Below are 20,970 nucleotides of genomic sequence, written 5' to 3' on the forward strand. Positions count from 1 at the left end.
CCGGCCGGGACCTCGAAGCCGGAACCCGGAGCCGGAAACAGTCCGGCGGACACGGCTCCGACCTGCGGGTCCACGACGGGGACGCGCGATGCACGGCTGTTATACCGCCGCTATACCGGGTCACCGCAGAATCCTTCACAGCACCACGGCGTCGGCTCGGATCTCCCGCAGGACCCGGACCGGCGTCCTGGTGCCGGTCCGGTTCCGCCGCGGGACCCGGACCGGCCACCGTCGTGCCGGCTCGGATCTCCCGCAGGACCCGGGCCGGCATCGGAGAGACAGTCTGGTTTGCAACGGGGCCGCGAACCAGCTGCGATCCACCGCGTACCTTCGGGTTCGAACGGGAAAGCGGTGGATCGGCTGAGCGGACAAAGAAATAGACGGCTCGGACTCTTGAAGAAGTCCCTGGTCCCGTCGTTCCGGCGGGACCAGGGACTTCTCTCCGTGTGGCGAGAGCCGATCCGGCGGTTCGGCGCGCGACTTGGAGCACATCGGGCCGACTGTCGCTTGACTCAAGGTCGGCACGACGGATGTCGGGCGGCCGGGGTCAGCGCCGGTGCCGGACTACCCGGGGAACCTCGCAGGTAGTCGGCGAGGCACCCGCTCCAGGAGGGGCGGCCGGCAAACAGAAATATATTTATGCGTTTATCGCAAGGGAACATATCCTCGCACTTTTGCCCGGAAACCAAGGTATCTACCTTACTGTGCGGGCAAGTTGACGGAAGCGAGACGGATTGCTTTCCATTCACGCGTTAAGTTGCGGATACATTCGACTCTGAGACTGTTTTCCCAGGTGACGGCGACAGAGCGGGATGCACGACCGAAGAGGACGGGTTCGAAGTCGCTCGAAGGGCGCACGCTATGACGGTATATGCCTATCGGTGCCCTCACTGCTCCGAAATCGAGGTCGCTTTTCCGATCGGAACGGCATCCGCCGCGGTGCGGTGCCCAGACTGCGGCGCGGTCTCGGCTCGGATGTTCTCGGCGCCGATGCTGGCGCGCTCCCCGGACGCCGTGTCCACCCTGGTGCAGCACGCGGAGCGCAGCGCCCACGAGCCCGAAGTCGTCACGTCCCTGCCGCGGCGCCGCACCGGACGCGCGGTGACCACCCATCCCGCCACCAGCCGCCTGCCGCGGCCGTGACCGTCTCCGTCTCACAGCGCCGAAAGGAATCCGAACCGTGCCGGAGCTGATTTTCCCACTCGACTCATCCAGAAGGTTCACCGACCAGGCCAAGATCGGTCACAACCGCTGGCACCCCGAGATCCCGCCTGTGGCATGGGTAAAGCCCGGCGACAGCTTCCGGGTCCACTGTCGGGAGTGGTTCGACGGTGCGATCCACAACGACGACTCCGCCGAGGACATCCGCGATGCCCCGTTGACGACGGTGCATGCGCTCAGCGGCCCGTTCGCGGTCGAGGGGGCCGAGCCGGGTGACCTGCTGGTCGTGGACATCCTCGACCTGGGGCCCATCTCCCAGGAGGACAGCGGCCCGCTGGCCGGTCAAGGCTGGGGTTACACCGGGATCTTCCCCACCAGGAACGGCGGCGGGTTCCTCACCGAGCAGTTCCCCGACGCCTACAAGGCGATCTGGGACTTCTCCGGTCAGGTCGCCACATCACGCCATGTCCCGGCGGTGTCGTTCACCGGCATCACCCACCCCGGACTCATGGGCACCGCGCCGTCAGCGGCGCTGCTGTCGAAGTGGAACGCGCGAGAGTCGGCGCTGAGAGCCACAGACCCGGAGCGAGTGCCGCCGTTGGCCCTGCCTCCCGAGCCTCGGGACGCCGTCCTCGGCTCCGTCTCCTCCTCCGAATTCGACCGAATCGCAGCCGAGGCGGCCCGCACCGCGCCACCGCGAGAAAACGGCGGCAACCAGGACATCAAAAACCTCACCCGGGGATCCCGCGTGTTCTATCCGGTGTACGTATCCGGTGCGAACCTGTCGGTCGGCGACCTGCACTTCTCGCAGGGCGACGGCGAGATCACCTTTTGCGGTGCCATCGAGATGGGCGGCTTCATCGATCTGCGGGTCGACGTCATCAAGGAGGGCATGCGGACGTACCGTGTCGACGAGAACGCCATCTTCATGCCGGGCCGCACCGCCCCCCAGTACAGCGAGTGGCTCGCCTTCTCCGGGGTGTCCGTCACCCTGGACGGCGAGCAGCGCTATCTCGACTCGCAGCTGGCCTACCAGCGGGCCTGCCTGCACGCGATCGACTACCTGACGGCGTTCGGCTACAGCCCCGAACAGGCATACCTGTTGCTCGGCGCCGCGCCGATCGAGGGCCGGCTGTCGGGGGTGGTGGACATTCCCAACTCCTGCGCCACCGTCTACCTGCCAACCGCGATCTTCGACTTCGACATCCGCCCCGGCGCGTCCGGCCCATTCCGCGTACCCCAGGGCACCAGCGCACCACACGCCGCCTTCGACTGACCTCTCTGACAGCATTTGGCTGATAAGCAGGGTGTTTCGTGCTGTTCCTGCGAGCAGCGGAAAGCACAGGGAGTGAAACATCCGGGGAAGCCGGTACCCATAGTGACATCTGGTGTGGGTGCGACAGTGATTTACGGCTTTTCTCCCATCTGGCTCAAAGATGGTCTGTTGTGGGTTTTTGTGGCTGGCGGTGGTGCCGTAGTTCGCTGTCGTGACCTGCAAGTTTCCGGGCTCGACGATCTGGTCGGCGATAGACCACCGCCATGGCTGGACCTCCCCCTTATTCCAGCCCTCTCTGTCAGATTTCTGCGATACGCGGACATATAACTCCTTTTAATGTTAAGCAGGGCGAGACGGGACGATCGAGACAGCGACGATGACCTTCGCCGACCAGGCCGCCATGACGCCGAATCCGACCGCGGCCTCGGCGAACGTCTCCCCTTTGCGCGGGTGGACCAGGACCGGCATGGCCCGCTGTCCGGTGTTGAGCCGGCGCCAGGGCGACCCGGTCGCTTTGCGCCGCCGGCGTATCAGCCCAGCCACGTAGTTCGGCGTTGAACGCGACAACCCACGGCGGCGCGCCGGAAAAGCACTCGAAGCTCCTGGTTCCGACGGCCTGGTTGTGGTGATCAACCCGTCCACCAGGAGCTTTCCACATTCGTCAGGCGAACACCGAGTCCGCGGCCACTCCGCGATCAGCAGACCGTCACAGGGGGATGAAAATCGTTCAATGCGCGGCTGAAGAGCCGGCGGATACTACGGAAGTCACGCTGCCGCCCCAAAGGGCAGGCCGGCCGATCAAGTAATTCACGTCCCGCAGATCCATGAAGCGGGCTGAAAAGCGCTCGGCACGCGACCCAAAACCCCCTACGAAACATCGAGGCCAGTGCGCCGGGTCTACCTGCCGGTAACGACTTTCTTATGCGCCGGGCTGCCCAGGGGCGCCCTCAACCGATGATCGCCATTTTTCCGCCATGTCCAAAAGCGGACAACTAATGACATGTGCTATTGGCTGGAATTATGACGGACTGTAAATACATATCCGCAGGTCAAGTCACGGTTAGCGCTATCACTTCCCCGTGGACACAAAGCCGGAAAACCAGCATGCGGACGACGCTTTACCAGTCCAAATAACAAGAGTCAAGTCATTGATTAACTACTTAATTCATGGAATACCGGATGCATCCGATCAAGCCTCCCATAGAGGAGTATTCCGGTGGAAATCCCCCCAACTGCTGCAAGACCCCCACGATCCTTCCGTCGTCTGGCAGTGGCGCTTGGCACCACCCTCGTCCTTGTCGGGATGAGCGCCGGGCAGGCCATCGCCGCCCCCGCCCCCGCGCCCGCCAAGGACACCACCACCCGGCCCATCGAGCCGGCCGGCGCGGTCCCAGGCGGTTTCACCTCCTGGAAGGACCTGCTGGCCACCCAGGAGAAACTGGTCAAGGCCGCCGACCGCGTCACCGCCGCGGTCAAGGCTCAGGGTGGCGCCGGGTTCGCCGGCATCGTGGCCGCGCCGGAGAACCATGAGCTGCGCGTTTACTGGAAGGGGAACACTCCCAGGTCCGTCCGCGACCTGCTGGGCCAGGTGCGCCAAGAGGTGCCCGTCAGCGTCCTGCCCGCCGCCTACTCGGCCCGCGAGCTGGAGCGGGAAATGAACCGCCTGATCCGCACGTCCGGCGACGTGATCACGGCGATCGCGCCGAACGTCGACGGCTCGGGCCTCACGGTATCGGGCGCCGACTTCGGCCTCACCCGCTCGAAGGTCGCCGACTCGGCGGTTCCGGTCACCGTGGAAGCCGGTGTCAAGCCGACGCTGGCCACCCGCTGGGACGACTCCCCGCCCTGGTGGGGCGGCGCGGCCTGGCGTAACGCCAGTACCGGCGGTGGCTGCTCGACGGGCTTCGCCGTCACCTACGGCGGGACGAGCAGGATGCTGTCCGCGGGCCACTGCGGCGATGCCGGTCAGACGGCCACCGACCCGACCGGCCAGGTGATCGGCTCGATCTCACCGGACAACAACGGCCTTGACGTGCTGCTGATCAACGGCACCTCCGCGGGCCGGGTCTTCAACAACAATGTCGGCTCCACCTCGCCGGAATTCAGCACCTCGGTCATCGGCACCACCAGTTCCTACGTGGGCCTGTGGGTGTGCACCTCCGGCGCGTACTCGGGCACCAACTGCACCATTCAGGTGCAGCAGGTCGGTGTCACGATCAATGTGGGCTACCTGATCACGGGCACGGTGCGGGCCGAGCAGTCGGCGCGCCTCAACGCGGTCGGCCAGGGCGACAGCGGCGGCCCGGTGGAGGTCGTCAATTCGGCCAACACCAGCCAGGTGTACGCGGCGGGCGTCAACACCGCGATCGACGGCGGCACCGCGGTGCCCTGCACCGGCTACGTGACCACCGGCCGCATCTGCGCCTGGCGGATGTACTACTCCCCGTGGAGCAACGCGACCGCCGCGTTCCCCGGCATCGCCATCACCCTCGGATGATCGACGAGATCTGATTCGAGCGATCAGGGACCGGCGCGCGGGCGCCGGTCCCTGATCGTCGTCCGCACGCGGCCGGCCAGGCCCCGGCCGACGTGGACGAAGTACTGGTCGGCCGTCGCTTGCCGGAAGTGCCGAGGTCGTCGCCTAGGAGGATCCAAAGTGCGCACCCCCCTGAGAACCCGCAGGTCAACTCGATTCCGTTACCTCGCCACGGCGGTCGGCGTCATGATCGCCGCCGCCGGGATGGGCACCGCCCAGGCCGCCGGCGCACCGGACCCGGTCAAGCCCCGGGCCACGGGATCCGTGGAGCACACCGGGCCGGTGCCGGGTGGCTACGCCTCGTGGAAGGACCTGCTGCTCGATCAGCAGAAGATGGTCAAGGCCGCCGACCGGATCACCGCCGCGCTGGCGGACGACGGCGACGGCTACGCGGGCGTCATCGCGGCGCCGGAGGACCGCGAACTGCGCGTGTACTGGAAAGGCAAGCCTGCCAAGGCGATCAACGACCTCGTGGACCGGTTGCGGCGCGACGTGGCGATCAGCGTCCTACCGGCGCGGTACTCCGCTCGTGAGCTGGAGGGCGAGGCGAATCGCCTCATCCGGGCAAACCGCGATCTGATCACCTCCATCGAGCCCCTTCAGGACGGCTCGGGCCTGAAGGCCACCACTGCCTCGGCCGGCGCGACCCGCACGGCGATCTCCGGCGCGGCGGTGCCGGTCACCCTTGAGCACGGTGTGCAACCCAAGGTGGCCAGCCGCTGGAACGACAGCCCGCCTTGGTGGGGCGGTTCGGTGTGGGGCACTCCGTCACCCGCCTGCACGACCGGTTTCGCGGTGACCTACCAGGGCGTCCCCAAGATGCTGACCTCGGCGCACTGCGCGTCGGTCGGCCAGACCGCGGTGGACCCCACCGGCCAGGTCATCGGCACCGTCACGCACAGCAACTCCTCCCGTGACGTGCTCCTTGTCGACACCAACGCCGGGGGCCGAGTCTTCAACAACCCCGTCGGCAGCGTCGCCACGGAGTTCAGCAGCAGCGTGGTCGGCACCACCAGTTCGATCGTCGGCCAGTTCGTCTGCACCTCCGGCGGCTTCTCCGGTACCAACTGCACCATCAAGATCATTGCGGTCAACGTCACGATCAACGTGGGCTGGCTGATCCAGGGCACCGTCCGCGCCGAGCAGCAGGCGTTCACCAACGCGGCCGGCGGCGGTGACAGCGGCGGCCCGGTCGAGGTCACCAACCCGGCCAACACCGACCAGGTTTACGCCGCCGGCACCATCGCCGCCACCGACTACGGCACCCAGGTCCCCTGCACCGGCTACCGGCCCACCGGCCGCGTCTGCACCTGGCGCATCTACTACTCCCCGTGGAGCAACGCGACCACGGCGTTCCCCGGCATCGCCATCATCCCTGGATGACCGACCTGACACCTTTCTGAGTCGAGTGATAGGGACCGGGGCCAAGGCTCCGGTCCCCTTTGCCGTTTCCCCCGAACGCTTTCGTTTCATCGACTCCCGCAGGGAGGACCTCAATCCGGCCGGCAACATATTCACGGAATACAGCAACCCGATGACCGGCACTCAGAATTTCCACGTCGGTCTTCTCGTCTGCCCCTCCAGCGCCTACTCCGCGACCAACTGCAACATCCGGGTCATCACGGTGGGTGTGACCCTCAATATTCCGAGCGTCCCTGGAGGTTTTCACTTCGGCATGGTCCGGGCCGAGCAGCGGGCGTTCATCAACGCGATCAGCGAGGGCGACAGCGACGGTCCGGTCGAGGTCGTGAACCCCAGCGGCAACACCCAGGTGTACGCCGCCGGTGTGGCCTCCGCCCACGACAACGGCACCTCCGTACCGTGCACCGGTCATGTGAACGCCGGCCGTACCCGCGCCTGGCGCATATACCACTCCCCGTGGAGCAACGTGATCGCGGCCTTCCCTGGAATGACCATCGTCACCGGATGATCGGCGAGCTTGGGTGTGACATGCGATGACCGAAAGGGGTGCCGACCCCTTTTTCGCGCCATGAGCCGATCGTTCCCCGGAAACAGCGGGTCATCTTTTCAGTCCCGGTTCGAACGCATCCCGTCCGCTTTTCGTTCTAACTGTTTGTCGGACAATATGATCGGAGGCGTCCTCATGAATGCGAGGAATCACATCCGCACCACGGCCACCGTCCTGGGCGCGGCCCTCTGCCTGGCCACCACCACGGCGGCGTGCGCGACTCCCGGCGGCGACACGGCCGCGCCCCCCGAAGGCCCCACGCCCTCCGTTCCCCACCTCACCGCCGCGAGTTCCACACCCACGGGCCAGGCCGAGGCGCCCTTCCTGGCCGACCGCGTCAGCGAGTACCTACGCCAGACCTACCCCGACCAGTATGCCGGGATAGCCGTCGACGGCTCCAAGCTGATCGTCTACCGCGTCCCGTCCTCCACCCTGGACAGCGCTCTGCGTAGCAGGTTCCCCGCCGCCCCCGTAGAACTTCGTGACGCTGCCCACTCCGCTCGCCGGCTGGAGGCCCTGGCTCAGCGCATCACCGACGACATCGACTACTGGACCCGCAAGGGGGTCCCCATCACCACGGTGGCCGCCCGCTTCGACGGCGCCGCCGTAGAGATAGGCACCACCGACCTCCAAAAGGCAACCGCCGAACTCCCCGAACGCTACGGCCCCGTCCCCCTGCGATTCACCGAAGCCTCCCCCACCCTCCTTCTCCCCACGACGACCCCAACCTAGCCTCGGGCTTTCACCTGGAAGGTTTGCGTAAGTCGATTCAACGTCGACTTCGAGACCGTTTACTGGGCGTCCCGCAGCTTTGGTACCGCCACCCTCGCGGCCCGCTTGCTGAGGCCGGGATCGAACGTCGCAAAAAAACCGTCGCTCACCAGCAGCGTGACGGTGTTCTTGACTCTGATGAGCACAACGTCCATCGCGTGGATTGGACTGATTTTCGCCTCCGGGACCGTCTCGCTGTACCTGATCCCATACACCCAGTCCCCGAGTTTGCCGACGGAGAGCTTGGTGATCCTCTCCCTGACACCATCGGCACTCGTGTTGCCCCTGGTGCAGTCACGAACCATGACCTTGCCCACCGTCTGCCAACGAGCCATCTGGGCGGGAGTACCGCTTATGGCGAACTGCTTGACGCCCGACGGCTTGCCCTCCTCGTCGATGAAGACCGCCGCCTTACTTCCGAGGAGGGGTTTCAGCGCCTTGATAACCTTCACGCACTTTTTTGTGCGGGCCGTTTTGGAGTCCAGCGCCTCGCGGTTGCGCTTCGAGTTGGGGGTGTAATCATCGCCCAGGTCCTCAGGAGTGATGAGGGCGGCGCGCAGCTGGGCCGAAGTCAGAGGCTTGACGGGGGCTGCGACCATGGCGGGAGCGGTGGAAGCCAGCAGAACAGCGGCGGCGAGGCCGCCTAAGATCGCGGGGGGCATGGAACGGCATCCTAGATTTTCTCGACCCAAACGATCAATGAGCGCCATGAGGCGGCGCAGATTGCCGATATTTCCCATGCGCACGATCGGGACGCGACACGACAGAGGCCCTTCCGGACGAACCGGGAGGGCCTCTGACTTGGGAGCCGCCTTGGGGAATCGAACCCCAGACCCCTTCATTACGAGTCAACGGCACGTCCCAGGTCGGTGGGCTCACGCGCTGGTCGGACGGTAGATGCGGGTCGGTGGCGTGTGGTCGTGTGAGGCGGTGTTGCTGTACGGCGCTGCTGTAGTGCGCCACGAGGCGCTGTGTGACCGAGTGGAGGTGAAAGGACTCCACCGCCTGGCTGTCGCAGCAGCCGGGTGGAGCTGAGGGCAGCCTGATCCGGGGGACGCCGGGGAGGGTGGGAAGCAGCCCTGACAACGGGGAGACGGGCCAGGACTGCCAGATGGCTTGGGCTCCTCTAGCGAGACGAGAAGGTGCACGCGAGAAACCAGTGCTAAAGCCCCGTAAGTGACGTGCCGGCTCCAACCTGGTGGATATGGGCCGGTGTGCAGCGCGTGACCGCCCGGGACATCACCCGAGGTGGTCAACTCCGAAGCCGGTCGACAGCGCCGGTGGGGAGGCCACGCTGAAGGTCTGCGGCGTAGGCGTGGCGATGCTGTCGGGGCATGAGCTGGGCGCCTCCCTCGTCGATCGGTCACATGGTGAACGTGGGAACCGCCCGCGGTCGCTCCCGGTTCCGGTCTGCCAGGCCGAGGTCGGGGGCAAGGTCCGTCGCCGACTGATGGCCGTGGGGTGGGACGGAGGTCTCGTAGTAGTCCGAGGGCGGGAAAGCCGCTCGCATGGCGAAGGAGACCAGTAGATCCACAGGAAGGATGCTGGAATGCCGGGAGCGCGTCGGTGAACATCGATGATCTGGAGTCGGCCCTGCTCGGGGCTGAGCGCCGGGTACTGGAGATCCAGACCAAACTGCACCGTTGGGCGGCCGATGATGTCGGTCGCCGGTTCGACGACTTGTTCAACCTGGTGTGTGACCCGGCCTTCCTGCTGGTGGGCTGGAATCGGGTGCGGGGCAACAAGGGGGCCCGCACGGCCGGGACCGACGGCCAAACCGTCATCTCCATCCAGGCCCGTATCGGCGTGGAGGAGTTCCTGGCCGGGCTGCGGACCAGTTTGAAGGGCGGAGTGTTTCGCCCGTTGCCGGTGCGCGAGCGGATGATCCCCAAGCCGGGCACGGCCAAGCGCCGCCGGTTAGGGATCCCGACCGTGGCCGACCGGGTGGTCCAGGCGTCCTTGAAACTGGTGTTGGAGCCGATCTTCGAGGCGGATTTCCAGCCGTGTTCCTACGGCTTTCGCCCGAACCGGCGCGCGCACGATGCGGTGTCGGAGGTCCAGTACCTGACCACCCGCTCCTATGAGTGGGTGGTAGAGGCCGACATCGCGGCCTGCTTCGACGAGATCTCCCACCCGGCCCTGATGGACCGGATTCGCGGACGCATCTCGGACAAGCGGGTACTCGCGCTGATCAAGGCGTTCCTGAAAGCCGGGATCCTCGGGGAGGATCAGGTGCGCAGGAACACCGACACCGGCACCCCGCAGGGCGGCATCTTGTCGCCACTGCTGGCCAACGTGGCCCTGTCGGTCCTGGACGAGCATTTCGCCGCCCAGGTCGGCGACTACTTCAGCAGGCGACGGCGTCGCAACCACGGGCTGGCCAACTACCGGCTGATCCGGTACGCGGACGACTTCGTGGTGGTGGTCTCCGGAACAAGAGAACACGCCGAAGCCGTGCTGGAGGAAGTAGCGGAGGTTCTCTCACCGCTGGGGCTGCGGCTCGCAGCCGATAAGACCCGCGTCGTGCACATCAATCAGGGCCTCGACTTCCTGGGCTGGCGCATCCAGCGTCACCGCAAGCGAGGAACCAAAGACCGGCACTTCGTCTACACCTACCCGTCGAAGAAGGCGCTGGCCGCCATCACGGCGAAGGTGAAGGACTGGTGCTGGAAGGACGTGAACATGCCGTTCCCGGTCCTGGTACGTCGGCTCAATCAGATGCTCCGGGGCTGGACGGCCTACTTTCGGCCTGGCGTCTCCAGCGCCACGTTCGGCTATCTCAGCCACGTGCTCTGGAGGCAGGTCTTCGGCTGGCTCCGGCGCAAACACCGCCGCACCACCTGGAGACAGCTACGACGCCAGTACTGCCGAGGAGGCTGGTGGCCGGCCACCAACGAGGCAACGCTGTTCAACCCGGCGACGGTCAGCACCACCCGATACCGTTACCGGGGAACAGCCATCCCCTCGCCCTGGCCACTCACGGCATGACGAACCACTCCCCGCAACGGGATCTGTGGAGAGCCGGATGCGGTGAAAGTCGCATGTCCGGTTCGGGAGGCGGGCCGAGGAGACGGGTCGAATTCGATACCGCGCCTCGGCTCGACCTCACCACCACTTCCGTGGACGCAACCTCGATGCAACCGGCGGATCTCCGCCCAGTCCTCCACCTTGATCACCCTCCAGAGTGACTACAAGGGGGTCAGTATTCGGCCGTCGCCACGGGGTCACCGTTCGCGCGTCGTCAACACGGCTGAACCAGCGGTTGGACGGAGGCCACTGATCAAGCCGTTGCAATGACGTCAAGGGGGCCTCTGGAGTCTGCCGGAGGATCCCTCTTCTATTGTCGGGAGTGATTGCGCTACATCCCTGCAGACGACTGCCAGAGCTGCATGTTGTACAAGTCCACTTGATAGATGTTGGCGGGAAAGCTCGGTTCGCGATCGTTCTCCAGGAGCTTCGCCTGTATCCGAACCCGCCAGGTCGCTTCACGCTGGCCCACATCAAAGAGGAGGTGGCGGAAGTCGACTTCGCTGTAGTTCATGATGTGGATCTTCCCGGACGCCAGGAAGAGCTCCCCCTCCCATGACTTCTGCCATGACTGGTCGGCGGGAGGCTGTCCACTCCACAACTCGAACCGAACGTAACGCGCGGCGTCACGAGTAGAACCCCAGAGGATCACGCTACTAGAGCCGACATCCAACCAGTCCTGCCCCGGTGGACTGGACTCCTGGCCCCACGAACCTGGACCGTCCGGCTGGTTGCCTTCGAAGATCTCCCCGTCCAACACGTAGAAGGCTTCACGTACCTCATGCACCACACTCGCAAGAAGCTCTGCCACGCAAACCACCTCTTCCACCAGAAAGCACATCCCCTCGGACAGGAGCCCGCGCCTTCCCGGTCACCCAAGCAGATAGGTATGACAGTTCACGATCATCGGCTTGGGGTGCATTCGACGCTATAGCCGTAGTCGGCTGACGTCGTTGCTGTATTTCGCTGCTGTACGGCACGCAAAAGGCCCCCACCGGAACCCGGTGAGGGCCTCTGAGCTGGAGCCGCCTTGGGGAATCGAACCCCAGACCCCTTCATTACGAGTGAAGTGCTCTGGCCGACTGAGCTAAGGCGGCGTGCCGTGTTCACCACGGCCTACGGCAGTCTACAGGCTCCCAGAGCCTTCTCGCGCCTTGGAATCACCCGATCTTGGGGCAGCGGGTCCCGTTCTTGGGGACGGCCAGATCGATCAGGTAGTCGTCCACCAGGCGGTCCACGCACGTCGAACCGGTCAGGTACGCGGTGTGCCCGTCACCGTCGAAACCGACGAGGACGCCGGAGGAGAGCTGGGAGGCGAGGGCCTCGGACCACTGGTAGGGGGTGGCCGGGTCGCGTAGGGTGCCGACGACCATGATGGGCGGGGCTCCGGGGGCGTCGATCTTCTCCCGTGGGCCTCCCTTGACCGGCCAGTACGCGCAGGGCAGCGAGCTCCACATCACGTACGCGCCGAAGAGAGGGGCTTCCTTGGCCGCCTCGCGGGCCGCCGCGGCGTAGGCGGCCGAGTCGGCGGGATAGGGGGCGTCGACGCAGTTGACGGCGAGGTTGGACTCGGTCTGGTTGGTGTACTCGCCGCTCGCCTCGCGGTCGATCAACAGGTCGGCCATGCGGAGCAGGGTGGTGCCGTCACCCTTCAGCGCCCGATCGAGCGCCTGCCTGAGCACCGGCCAGGCCTGCCGGTCGTAGAGCGGGGTGATCAGGCCGAGGGTGGTCCAGGCCTCGGTCACCGTACGGCCGTCGCCCGTCCCGTTGCTCAGGGGGGTCGTGTCCGCGCGGCGGAGCAGGGCGGCGATCTCCTCGCGGGCGGAGGCGACGGAGCCGCGGAAGGGGCAGTCGGTGGCCGCGAGGCAGTCTTCGAGGAACGCGTCGAGGGCGACCTCGAAACCGCGTGCCTGCGCGGTGTTCATCTCCAGCGGGCCGAGCGAGGGGTCCACGGCGCCGTCCAGGACGAGGGCGCGGACGCGGTCGGGAAAGAGGTCCGCGTAGGCGGCGCCCAGCTGGGTGCCGTACGACTTGCCGAGGTAGGTGAGGCGGTCGTCGCCGACGGCGGCGCGGAGCAGGTCCATGTCCCTGGCGGCGTTGGCCGTGCCGACGTACGGCAGGAGTTTGCCCGAGCGGGCCTGGCAGCCGGAGGCGAACCGCCGCGAGCCCTCCTCCAGCACGGTGACCTCGCCCGGCGAGTCGGGCGAGCTGTCGAGGCCGACGTAGGTGTCCAGCTCGCTCGACGACAGGCACCGGACGGGCGAGGAGTCGCCGACCCCGCGCGGGTCGAAGCCCACGACGTCGAAGCGGTCTCGTACGGCCTTGCTCACCGCCGTGCGGGCACTTCGGGCGTACTGGACCCCGGAGGCGCCGGGGCCGCCGGGGTTGATGAGGATCGAGCCGATCCGGTCACCGGAGGCGGGGAGCCGGATCACGCTGATCTCGATCTTCTCGCCGTCCGGCTTGCCGTGGTCGAGGGGAACGGGGAGTTTCGCGCACTCGAATCCGTCCCCGCAGTCTTTCCAGGCGAGCGACGCCCCCCCTACCTCGCCACCGCCCGTACCGCTGCCCCCGCCGCCGCTGCCGGCGTTGGCGCCGGTTCCGGTGCACGCGCTCGCCAGCAGGGCCACCGCCGCCAGTACGGCGGCCACCTGGGATCTCACGCCTTGTCCGCTCCGTAGTCCGTGGGTCGGGATCGCACGCGGGTCCGGCGGGGGGAGCCGACGCGCGCGGAGAGGCTGACCGCTCGCATCCTACGCCCGCGCGGGCTCAGTCGGCCGTCGAACCCGAGCGCCACACGGGCTCAGCGGTCATCGAAACGCGAACCCTCGCGCGGGCTCAAGCGATCGGCGACCACACAGGCTCCGCGGCCGTCGGGCCCGAGCCCTCATGCGGGCTCAAGCGATCGGCGACCGCACGGGCTCGGGCGGCCGCTGAAACCCGGGCGCCCCCGCGGCCTCCGGTCATCCCTCAGGGCCGCCGTCGGCGACCTTCACCGCGTCCCCGTACGCCGCGTCGTGCTGCTTGCGCGGGGAGCACACCGACGCGGACGGGCACGCGCAGCGGCGGCCGCCCTCCTCAAGGCGGACCACGACGGAGTCGGAGGGCACGTTGCGGCCCACGACGGTTCCCGCCCCCTCGGGAGTGTCGACCTTCAGCCCGACGCGGGGCATCCTGCTGTGCGCGTCGAGGTAGAGGGGGTGCTCGTACTTCAGGCAGCACATCAGCCGTCCGCACGCCCCCGCGATGCGCAGCGGGTTCACCGGCAGGTCCTGGTCCTTGGCCATCCGGACGGAGACCGGCTCGAAGTCCTTGAGGAAGGTGGCGCAGCACAGGTCGCGGCCGCAGGGGCCGATGCCGCCCTGGAGGCGGGCCTCGTCGCGGGGGCCGATCTGGCGCAGCTCCACCCGGGCGCGCAGGTTACGGGCCAGGTCGCGGACGAGGGCACGGAAGTCGACCCGCTGGGGGGCGGAGAAATAGACCGTGTAGACGTTCTCGGCGTCGGTGTAGTCGACGCCGACGACCTTCATGGGCAGCGCGTGCCGCTTGATCAGACGCTTGGAGACGCTGCGGGCCTCGGCGCGGCGCCGCTTGTTGCCCTCGTCGCGGGTGAGGTGCTCCTCGGTCGCGATGCCCTCGCACACCGGCAGCCCGCCGACCTCCTCGCTCGTCCACTGGGGCGCCCAGACGCATTCGGCCACCTCGGGGCCCGCGTCGGTGGGAACCAGCACCTTGTCTCCGACCTTGGGAGTGTGCTCACCGGGATCGAGGTAGTACAACCTGCCGTAGCGGGTGAAACTCACCGCCATGATCATGCCCATATGGCTCCAAACCTGGGGGTACGGCTCGTGCTCACCTTATGCGTCATGCCCTCGGATGTGGGGTGCCATCCGAGAGCGATCATGGACAAGCCACCCGACTCCGGCGTCGTCGAGCCGGGCACGCGACACCGCCCGGCCGTGCTCGCGAACCGTCCGAGCCGCCGTCACCCGCTCGGTCCGCTCCCCTTCAGGAACCCGGGGGCCTGAATGCCGGGAATGGGAGAGCAGTTCGACTTCCACATCACAGAGACGCCGTGCCGGGCCTTCTGCTGCTTCGCCCGGCCAACGGGTTCCGCCCCATCCGCGCTCTCCCCGCCTGCGGCCCCCTTCCGGCCCACGTGTCCCGTCCGGTGCGCTCCGCCCGGCGCGCGGGCTCGGCTCAGCGGCCGAGTTCGGCGAAGGACTTCTCCCAGCGGTCGGCGATCATGGAGATGTCGTAGCTCCTGGCCGTCTGGAGGGCGTTCTCGGCCATCCGGCGGCGCCCCTCCTCGTCGTCGATCATCTGGATCAGTCCGGCGGCCAGGGCGTCCACGTCGTCCGCGGGGACGAGCAGCCCGTCGATCCCGGGCGTGATGATCTCGCGAGGCCCGCGGGGGCAGTCGAAACTGACCACCGGCACCCCGGAGGCGAACGCCTCGATGATGGTCATGCCGAAGCCCTCGAAACGGGAGCTGACCACGTGGATCGAGGCCTTGGCGAGCTCGCCCTCGATGTCCCCCGTGGGCCCCATGAACGTGACGTTGTTGTGCAGGCGCAGCTTGACGGACTGCTTGATCAGCTTGTCGCCGACCCGGCCCTCGCCGTAGATGCGCAGCTTCCAGTCCGGGCGCTCCCTGGCCACCCGGGCGAACGCCTTCAGCAGGCGGTCGTACCCCTTGACCGGCACCAGCCTGCCCGCGGCCAGCACGATCCGGTTCTCCTGCCGGGAGCGCGGACGCGGGCCGCCGGGCAGCCCGTTGCCGATGGTGAACACCTGGGTGGGCGCTCCGTCGAGCATCTTCCGGTAGTCGTGCTCGTCGGCCTCGGTGAGGGTCACCACGGCGTCGAGCTTCGGATACCACGTCCGGATCTCCTCGAAGATCCCGGGCTGGTGTGCCTCGAAGTGCAGGTGCTCCTGGGCGATCGTGATGACCCGTTTGCGCGCGTACCTCGCGGCCATGATGTTGAGCCCCGCGCGGGTGGTGATCAGCACGTCGCTGCGGAGCCTGCGCAGCTCGCGAACGAGAACCTCGTCGCTCCAGGCGCTGAAGGAGGCGTACGCGCGCTCCTCGGGGTGGATCAGCGCGCTCTCCCGCGCGCTCAGCCGCTCGGCCTTCTTCGTGTACGGCCAGCGGACCCTGGCCCCCTCCCGTAGGTCCACCAGTGACCGCAGGCGAACCTGGGAGCCCAACGGCAGGAAGGGGACGTCGGCGTGCTGGAAGACGCTGACGATCTCGACCTCGTGCCGCTCGGACATCGCCGTGGCCAGGTCGAAGGTGGCGCGGATGGTTCCGCCCATGCCGTAGGCGTTGAGGATGAGGAAGGAGATCTTCACGCGCTCTCCTCCTCGACGCTGAGCGCGACGGCGAGGCTGTCGGTCTCGGTGTAGTACGGCCGGACCCTCACCTGTCCCACGCGCTGGGCCGGGAACCGAATTTTGGTCTTCTTATCCGTTATGTCGTCAAGGCGAGTCGCGAGCGGCAGGCGGGTTCCGGAGAACTCCGCGTAGAGATCCCAGAAGACCCGGCGCCGTACCTGCGCCTCGGCCATGGGCGCGATCTCGATCCCGCCGTCGAACCATCGCCCCTGGAAGTTCGCGGGCCCGCTCACGGGCTCGGGTCCCCGGCGGGCCACCGCCACGAGCTTCGCCGCCCCCCGGATCGGCTCGCCGTACGCGACGGCGCCCTCGACCTCGATCACCCCGTCCTCCGCGGTCACGCGGATCACCTCGACGTACGGCTCGACCTCGCGGACCCGCAGGCCCAGCGTCCCGACAGAGGTGCGAAACGCCCTGATCTCTCGGTTTCTGGGGGTCTCCGCGTAGGCCCACAGGCCGTCGAGCGAGAACCCCGGGTCGTCGGTGGCGATCGGCTCACCGCCTCGCGACGCCGTCCAGATGCCGGCGGAGAGTGCCTTCAGATTCGTGGCCTCGCACTCCTCGCCGGTCTCCACGTGCCGCAGAACGATCCCGGGATCGTTCCCGTCGGCCCCGTGGACCGGCTGCGGCCACTCGATTCTCAGCGTGTCGTCTTCGCCCACACGGCTCGTGACGGCCCGCTCCTTCGCGGGCGGAATCCCGCCGTAACGTGCCCCAATGCTCACCAAGAGTCCCCCGGTCCTCGCTGCTCATCCCCATAGAGCAGGACACTGTCCACCGATTTATAACGAAATAATCCTATTTTGCCGTTTAATCTTAACGACCCGTACTCGTACTTTGAGGTGACTTAGCGATGAATGGTTCCACCTAATCGGAAACAGACAGATAGCGACTACTTGATGAGAGTTACCAACTACCCTCCCACCAGCAGATATTCAGCCACCGACCAGGAAAACCGGAAAATGTCCGATGTCGGCCAGAGCCTTCCCCGAACGGCCCCGGCCCGGATGTCGCGACGAACGAGCGGGCAGCGCGCCGTCGATCCGCGCCCCGGGGACGGCGGGCGGTAATCGGGCCCTCGCGGCGTGGAACCGGCCCCCTGGACGGCACTCCCTGAAAGCGGCACCCCAAGCCCCGCGTGATCTCACAGCCGGGTCCGGTGGCCCCGTACGACCGGATAAGACCGGTCCGGAATCGGCCTGGTAAGGCGGTCAGGGCCGGTTCACAGCTGGTTCAGGCTGGTTTAATCGGGTTCAGGACGTTTTAAGCCCATTCAAGGTCGGCGAACCCCGCCCAGTCCGGTCCGGGGACGGCCGCGGCTCAAAGCACAGGCCGGTGCAGCGAGATGGTCATCGACTCGACCGCCATCTGCGGACTGACGTTGGACGCCAGTCGCCTCCGGCAGCGCATGATCGCGTCGATCCTGCGCAGGGTGTCTTCCGGTGTGGAGGCACGGGCCAGTGCGTCCAGGTCGGCGCGGCGGTCCTCACTCGCCAGCTCCACGTACGCGCCGAACTGCACCGCCAGCACATCGCGGTAGAACGCCACCAGGTCGAGCAAAGCGGCGTCGATGACGTCGCGCTTGGTACGGGTCGCCCGGGACTTCTGACGGTCCTCGAGATCCTTGAGCGCCCCGGCGCCGCCGCGGATCAGGCCCCTGTTGAGCCCCTTGCCCGTGGAGCCCTCGCCGTAGGCCTGCCGCAGCTCGGTGATCTCCGACTCGTTCAGCACCGCGGTGACCGCGGCGGCCTCGTCCTCGGCGGTCTTCACCAGCCGCTCGGCGGCCATCACGCACTCCCCCACACCGGTCAGCGACCGGGGGATGGACAGCACCGCCTCGCGGCGCGCCCGCGCGTCCCCGTCCAGGGCGAGCCTGCGGGCACGGTCGATATGCCCCTGGGCGGCCCTCGCCGCGAACTCCGCCATCGCCGGCGGCACGTTCTCACGGGTGGCCAGCACGTGGGCGACCGCCGCGGTGGGCGGGGTGACGAGCGTGACGATCCGGCATCGGGACCTGATGGTGATCATCATGTCGTCCGGGGAGGGCGCGCAGAGCAACCACACCGTCCTCGGCGGAGGCTCCTCGATGGCCTTGAGCAGCGCGTTGGACGCCCCCTCGGTCGCCCGGTCGGCGTCCTCGAACAGCACGACCCGCCAGCGGCCCAGCGTCGGCGCCCCGGCCGCGCGCAGGATGAGCCGCCGGGTGTCCTTGATGCCGTACGAGAGCCCCTGCGGGCGGACGATCTCCAGGTCGGGGTGGGAGCCGACCGCCACCTGGTGGCACATGTCGCAGTGGCCACACCCCTGGTCCGGGCAGAACAGCGCGGCGGTGAACGCCCGCGCGGCCTCCTCACGACCGGATCCGGGCGGCCCGGTGAACAACCACGCGTGGGTCATCCCTGCGCCGCGCCCTCCGGCCAGCAGATCGGCCCCGGCCGCCGCCGCCCGGCGGAGCGTCGCGGCGGCCCGCTCCTGCCCCACAAGATCGTCAAAGACTCCCACGCCCCCAACCTACCGCTGAGGGAGGCGGGCTCAGTCTCGGATCGCGGGCATCGTCCCGGTGACGTCCTCCGACTCCTGCGGCACCGGGTCGGGCAGGATCTCGCGGATCCGGTCGTGGACGATCGAGGAGATCTGGTTCTGGGGCAGGGTCCCGTCGACGACCAGGTAGCGGTCGGGCTCGGCGGCGGCCAGTGCCCGGAACTCACGACGGACGCGCTCGTGAAACTCCAGGGGCTCCGACTCGATGCGGTCGGCGGCCCCGCCCAGCCGGGCCAGTCCCACCGAAGGCGGGGTGTCGATGAGCACGGTGAGATCGGGAACGAGCCCCCCGGTGGCCCAATTGTTGATCATCGTGACGTCCTCGGTGTCCAGGGCACGGCCCGCGCCCTGGTAGGCGAGCGACGAGTCGACGTAGCGATCGGAGATCACCATCGAACCCCGGTACAGCGCCGGGCGGATGACCTTCTCCACGTGCTCGGCCCGGTCGGCCGCGTACAGCAGCGCCTCGGACCTCGCCGACAGTCCCTGGTGCACGGCGTCGAGCAGGATCGCCCGCAGCCGCATCCCCACCTTGGTCGAGCCGGGCTCGCGGGTCTGCACCACGTCGAAGCCCTGGTCGCGCAGCCAGATCGCGAGCAACCTGGACTGGGTGGTCTTCCCCGACCCCTCACCGCCCTCGAACGCGATGAACATCCCGCGCCCCTGCTCGGCGCTCTCGGGGGCGAAGCGCTCCCCGCGCACCGCGGCGAACAGGTCGGCGACGATCGAGACACCCCTGCGGTCGTCCATCTGCCGCAGCGCGACGATCCCGACGATCACCGCGAGCAGCCCGCCGACCAGCAGGACCAGATTCGAGCCGTCGAACCGGTAGACCGGCTCCAGGCCGACCCTGATCAGGCGCTCGCCGAACAGGCCCGCCAGGGTCGGCGCGACCGCGACGACCAGCAGCAGGGTCACCCGGGCGAGCGACTGCAGGAAGGAGAACGTACGGCCCCGCAGGCTGTCGTCCACCTCCAGCCCGATCATGGTGTAACCGATGATCCAGGCGATTCCCGCGCACGCGCCGAGCAGCACGGTCAGCAGGACGACGATCACCAGGTTGTGGACGAGGGCGACCGCGACGAGGACGAACCCCGCCACCACGATCGACAGACCGAACAGCCTCCGCCGCGACAGCTCCCTCAGCAGCCTGGGCCCGAAGAACATGCCGGAGGCCATACCGACGAAGACCGCGCCGAAGACCACGCCGTACGCCGCGTCACCGCCGCCCAGCGCCTCCACGTAGATCTTGGCCACCCCGACCACCGCGCCACCGGCGGCGAACGCGCCCAGCATGCCGATGATCAGACCGCGGATCAGCCGGTTGCCGCCGACGAACCGCCAGCCCTCGAAGATCTGCCGCAGCACCGACGGCGTGGAGGTGGCCCGCGCTCCGCTCTTCGGGATGTCCTTGAGCGAGAAGATGATGACGGCGGAGACCAGGTAGGCGAGCGCGTTGATGAACAGCGCCAGGTAGGTCTCGCGCTGGGCGAGGAACGGCACCAGCCTGCCCAGGACGTCGTCGGCGACGGAAAGCAGCGCGAACAGCAGCGCGGCGACGGGCGCCGTGCCGTACGTGACCAGGAGGTTGAGCTGGTTGGCCTCCTCCAGCCGCTCCTTGGGCACCAGGTTGGGCACCGTGGCGTCCTTGGCCGGAACCCAGAAGAGGTTGACGCACTCGACCAGGAACGTGGCGATGATCACCCACTGGTAGCTGCCGACCAGCGGGATCGACAGCACCAGCGCGAAGCGCAGGAGATCGCAGAAGAACATCGTCAGCCGCCGGTCGAACCGGTCGGCGAACGCCCCCGCGAGCGGCCCCAGCAGGATGGCGGGAAGCATCTTCGCCACGAAGACGCCGCCGATGGCCAGGCTCTGAACCTGGTAGCCCGACGCCGCGGTGAGATTGCCCGCCAGGGCGGTCAGCGCGAGGAGGTTGAGCCAGTCTCCCAGGCTGCATACCGACATCGCCGTCCACAGCTTGCGGAACGGGGCGTTGGCCAGCACGTGGGGGGTCTTGCGTCGCGCGGTGCTCCGGCCAGGGGTGGTCATAGTGTCAGCGTATCCAGATGCTCGCTGGGCTTGGGAAAACACGAGCCAGGCGGAGATACCCGGCTGCCCGTCGCACGAGGGTAATACGCCGGCACCGCCCCCCGCAGGTCACACCCGCGAAAAGAGGCGCTCGGTACGACTGTTTCCAGAGGTGCTGCCGTTGGGGCCCCAAAAGTGCCTCCGGTGGAATTTCCAGAGGTGCTCGCCACGGGCTCCGGGAAGGTGTGCCCAAGACCGGGT

Annotated in this window: 16 protein-coding genes and 1 tRNA gene; 7 read left to right on the top strand and 10 right to left on the bottom strand. The window is 67.6% G+C overall.

Going from position 1 to position 20,970, the window contains the following annotated elements:
* Positions 1-861 precede the first annotated feature (861 nt).
* Both ABT352_RS40730 and fmdA read left to right on the top strand, forming a co-directional pair.
* The gene (locus ABT352_RS40730; protein WP_502992740.1) at positions 862-1,143 is read left to right on the top strand and encodes an FmdB family zinc ribbon protein; all 282 of its coding nucleotides are present in this window, start codon (positions 862-864) and stop codon (positions 1,141-1,143) included.
* A gap of 37 nt (positions 1,144-1,180) precedes the next feature.
* Positions 1,181-2,437: a formamidase gene (gene fmdA, locus ABT352_RS01350; protein ID WP_350941602.1), complete on the top strand. Its 1,257-nt coding sequence runs from the start codon at positions 1,181-1,183 to the stop codon at positions 2,435-2,437.
* 339 nt (positions 2,438-2,776) lie between these two features.
* Here fmdA and ABT352_RS01355 read toward each other — a convergent pair whose 3' ends face one another.
* Positions 2,777-2,980: a hypothetical protein gene (locus tag ABT352_RS01355; RefSeq protein WP_502992741.1), complete on the bottom strand. Its 204-nt coding sequence runs from the start codon at positions 2,978-2,980 to the stop codon at positions 2,777-2,779.
* 727 nt (positions 2,981-3,707) lie between these two features.
* Here ABT352_RS01355 and ABT352_RS01360 point away from each other — a divergent pair.
* The 4 genes from ABT352_RS01360 (at position 3,708) to ABT352_RS01375 (ending at position 7,674) form a co-directional block, all read left to right on the top strand.
* Positions 3,708-4,934 carry a chymotrypsin family serine protease gene (locus tag ABT352_RS01360; protein WP_350941603.1) on the top strand — a complete coding sequence of 409 codons (1,227 nt, stop codon included), beginning with the start codon at positions 3,708-3,710 and terminating at the stop codon, positions 4,932-4,934.
* 159 nt (positions 4,935-5,093) lie between these two features.
* Complete coding sequence (locus ABT352_RS01365) at positions 5,094-6,356, top strand: chymotrypsin family serine protease (RefSeq protein WP_350941604.1); 1,263 nt, start codon at positions 5,094-5,096, stop codon at positions 6,354-6,356.
* 151 nt (positions 6,357-6,507) lie between these two features.
* Positions 6,508-6,903: a hypothetical protein gene (locus tag ABT352_RS01370; RefSeq protein WP_350941605.1), complete on the top strand. Its 396-nt coding sequence runs from the start codon at positions 6,508-6,510 to the stop codon at positions 6,901-6,903.
* A gap of 174 nt (positions 6,904-7,077) precedes the next feature.
* Positions 7,078-7,674 carry a hypothetical protein gene (locus tag ABT352_RS01375; RefSeq protein ID WP_350941606.1) on the top strand — a complete coding sequence of 199 codons (597 nt, stop codon included), beginning with the start codon at positions 7,078-7,080 and terminating at the stop codon, positions 7,672-7,674.
* 59 nt (positions 7,675-7,733) lie between these two features.
* Here ABT352_RS01375 and ABT352_RS01380 read toward each other — a convergent pair whose 3' ends face one another.
* Positions 7,734-8,375, bottom strand: coding sequence for a hypothetical protein (locus tag ABT352_RS01380; protein ID WP_350941607.1), 642 nt, complete (start codon positions 8,373-8,375; stop codon positions 7,734-7,736).
* Between the two features lie 904 nt (positions 8,376-9,279).
* On the opposite strand from ABT352_RS01380, the gene ltrA reads away from it, so the two are divergent.
* Positions 9,280-10,701, top strand: a complete 1,422-nt coding sequence (gene ltrA, locus ABT352_RS01385) for a group II intron reverse transcriptase/maturase (protein ID WP_350941608.1) — start codon at positions 9,280-9,282, stop codon at positions 10,699-10,701.
* Between the two features lie 370 nt (positions 10,702-11,071).
* On the opposite strand, the gene ABT352_RS01390 is transcribed toward ltrA, so the two are convergent.
* The 8 genes from ABT352_RS01390 to tmk form a co-directional block, all read right to left on the bottom strand.
* The gene (locus ABT352_RS01390) at positions 11,072-11,551 is read right to left on the bottom strand and encodes a hypothetical protein (RefSeq protein ID WP_350941610.1); all 480 of its coding nucleotides are present in this window, start codon (positions 11,549-11,551) and stop codon (positions 11,072-11,074) included.
* A gap of 209 nt (positions 11,552-11,760) precedes the next feature.
* Positions 11,761-11,837 (bottom strand) — tRNA-Thr (locus tag ABT352_RS01395).
* Between the two features lie 63 nt (positions 11,838-11,900).
* A complete protein-coding gene (locus ABT352_RS01400) occupies positions 11,901-13,403 on the bottom strand; it encodes an alpha/beta hydrolase (RefSeq protein WP_350941612.1) in 1,503 nt (500 codons plus the stop codon).
* Between the two features lie 300 nt (positions 13,404-13,703).
* Positions 13,704-14,561: a PSP1 domain-containing protein gene (locus tag ABT352_RS01405; protein ID WP_502992743.1), complete on the bottom strand. Its 858-nt coding sequence runs from the start codon at positions 14,559-14,561 to the stop codon at positions 13,704-13,706.
* A gap of 379 nt (positions 14,562-14,940) precedes the next feature.
* A complete protein-coding gene (locus ABT352_RS01410; protein ID WP_350941614.1) occupies positions 14,941-16,095 on the bottom strand; it encodes a glycosyltransferase family 4 protein in 1,155 nt (384 codons plus the stop codon).
* Positions 16,092-16,862, bottom strand: coding sequence for a hypothetical protein (locus tag ABT352_RS01415; protein WP_350941616.1), 771 nt, complete (start codon positions 16,860-16,862; stop codon positions 16,092-16,094). Before ABT352_RS01415 ends, ABT352_RS01410 begins: the two co-directional genes overlap by 4 nt.
* A gap of 595 nt (positions 16,863-17,457) precedes the next feature.
* On the bottom strand, positions 17,458-18,639 hold the full coding sequence (locus ABT352_RS01420; protein WP_350941617.1) for a DNA polymerase III subunit delta': 1,182 nt from the start codon (positions 18,637-18,639) through the stop codon (positions 17,458-17,460).
* Between the two features lie 30 nt (positions 18,640-18,669).
* Entirely contained in the window at positions 18,670-20,730 is a 2,061-nt protein-coding gene (tmk, locus tag ABT352_RS01425) for a dTMP kinase (protein WP_350941618.1), read from the bottom strand.
* Positions 20,731-20,970: the final 240 nt, after the last annotated feature.

Origin of the sequence: Streptosporangium sp. NPDC000563 (assembly GCF_040299985.1) — a bacterium.
Lineage (GTDB): Bacteria > Actinomycetota > Actinomycetes > Streptosporangiales > Streptosporangiaceae > Streptosporangium.